This window comes from Phenylobacterium sp., assembly GCF_036263695.1.
Lineage (GTDB): Bacteria > Pseudomonadota > Alphaproteobacteria > Caulobacterales > Caulobacteraceae > Phenylobacterium.
Genome location: NZ_DATAGM010000150.1, coordinates 1 through 2,255 on the forward strand (window position 1 = coordinate 1; position 2,255 = coordinate 2,255).

The 2,255-nt window shown below is 69.3% G+C and carries 1 protein-coding gene and 2 pseudogenes; 2 read left to right on the top strand and 1 reads right to left on the bottom strand.

Annotated features, from left to right (window positions below):
* Positions 1 to 284: pseudogene (locus VHK87_RS05990) on the bottom strand (phosphoesterase); the annotation flags it as partial.
* Positions 285 to 361: 77 nt separating this feature from the next.
* Between VHK87_RS05990 and VHK87_RS05995 the strand changes: the two are divergent.
* Both VHK87_RS05995 and VHK87_RS06000 read left to right on the top strand, forming a co-directional pair.
* The gene (locus VHK87_RS05995; RefSeq protein ID WP_329633988.1) at positions 362 to 1,663 is read left to right on the top strand and encodes a sorbosone dehydrogenase family protein; all 1,302 of its coding nucleotides are present in this window, start codon (positions 362 to 364) and stop codon (positions 1,661 to 1,663) included.
* 98 nt (positions 1,664 to 1,761) lie between these two features.
* Positions 1,762 to 2,255 (top strand): annotated as a pseudogene (locus VHK87_RS06000) (MBOAT family protein); the annotation flags it as partial.

Below are 2,255 nucleotides of genomic sequence, written 5' to 3' on the forward strand. Positions count from 1 at the left end.
GCCAGCGCCGCCACGGCAATCACCACGAACAGCGTCAGGAAGGTGAAGCCGCCCAGCGCGGTGACGTCACGCATCATCTCCTCGAACCATCTTGGCCCGATGGGGTTGGCCGGATCGCCCGGCGTCCGCAGCATCAGTATCAGGGTCCGGTCGACCTGCCCCGTCTCGCCCTCGCTCACCTCCTCGGCCAGCCCGAGGAAAACCCATAGGGCGCCCAGGGCGGCGATCAGCAGCATCAGGGTCTGGAATTCCAGCCTGTGCAGGATGCGCCAAATCAGGCCCACGCGCGTTCTCCCGTCCAAGCGGGGCCGTCTTCGGCGCCCGCCGTGCTAAATAGCCCCGTCCGGGCCTGGGAGGTTCCATGCGCAGAAGCGCCTTCGCCCCTCTCGCCGTCCTGATTACGCTCGCCGCCTGCGCCTCGCCGGGGTCGAACGATCCGTTCGTCGGGTTCGGCCCGAACCCGCAGCTGCCGGCGCCCCGGACGGCGCTTCTGCCCACCGTGGGAGCGGTGAAGGCGGTCGGATGGCCGGAGGACCGAGTGCCCGAGGCGCCGCCCGGATTTGTGGTGACGCGCTACGCCGGCGGCCTCGACCACCCCCGCTGGCTGCACGTGCTGCCCAATGGCGACGTGCTGGTGGCCCAGTCCTCCTCCGAGCCGAAGAAGCCCAAGGGCCTGCGCGACTGGGTCGCCCAGCGCATCCAGAGGCGGGCGGGCGCCCTCAAGCCCAGCCCCGACAACATCATCCTGCTGCGCGACGCCGACGGCGATGGCGTGGCCGAGGTGCGCGAGGTGTTCGCCCAGGGCCTGAAGCGCCCGACCGGCATGGCGCTGGTGGGCGAGACTCTCTACGTGGCCAACGACAACGCGCTGGTCCGGATGCCCTACGCCACCGGTCAGACCCGCGCAGCCGGGCCGCCGGTGAAGGTCGTCGACCTGCCCTCAGGGATCAACCACCACTGGGTGAAGAACGTCGTCGCCGCGCCCGACGGTTCGAAGCTCTACGTCACCGTCGGCTCCAACTCGAACATCGGCGAGAACGGCATGGAGGCCGAGGAAGGCCGGGCCGCAATCCACCAGCTGAACCTCGACGGGACAGCTATGCGCCTGTTCGCCTCCGGCCTGCGCAACCCCAACGGCATGGACTTCGAGCCGGTGACGGGCGCCTTGTGGACAGCGGTCAACGAGCGCGACGAGCTCGGCAACGACCTCGTCCCGGACTACATGACCTCGGTCCGAGACGGCGGCTTCTACGGCTGGCCCTACAGCTACTACGGCCAGACGGTCGACGAGCGGGTGAAGCCCCAGCGGCCGGACCTGGTCGCCAGGGCCATCAAGCCGGACTATGCGCTCGGGCCGCACACCGCCTCGCTGGGCCTGACCTTCTACCGCGGGACCGCCTTCCCGGCCGGCTACCACGGCGGCGCCTTCGTCGGGCAGCACGGCTCCTGGAACCGCAAGCCGCCGAACGGCTACCGGGTGGTGTTCATCCCGTTCGTGAACGGCCGCCCCACCGGCCCGCCCGCCGCCTTCCTCACCGGATTCCTATCCGAGCGCGGCGAGGCCTACGGCCGGCCCGTGGACGTCAAGGTCGACGCCCGCGGCGCCCTGCTGGTCGCCGACGATGCGGGGAAGACGGTCTGGAGGGTGGCGCCCGCCGGATAGAAAATCGCCGCTCGCCGAACTTTGGTTAACCGAGCGGGTTGAGGCGGCCGGGCGATGCGCCTAGCGTCGCCCAGCCGACATCCGGCGGGGGGCGGCGCGTGGTCTTCAACTCGATCACCTTCATCGCCTTCTTCGCGGTGTTCCTGGGGCTGTGGAGCCTGCCGCTCGGCTGGACGACGAAGCGGGTGATCCTGCTGATCGCCAGCTACCTGTTCTACGCCAGCTGGAACCCGCCGTTCGTCGCGCTGCTGTGGCTGTCGACCGTGGTCGACTACTGGGCCGCGAACTTCATGGCTCGCGAGGACCGGCCGGGCCGGCGGCGGCTCTACCTGATCGTCTCGCTGGCCGCGAACCTCGGCCTGCTCGGCTTCTTCAAGTACGGCGGCTTCCTGCTGGAGAACTTCGTCGAGTTGGCGGCCACGGCCGGCGTCGTCTACCGGCCGCCCGAGTGGAACATCGTCCTGCCGCTGGGGATCAGCTTCTACACCTTCCAGACGTTGTCCTACACGCTGGACGTCTACCGCCGGAAGATCGCTCCCAGCCGCTCGTTCCTGAACTTCGCCCTGTTCGTCACCTTCTTCCCGCACTTGGT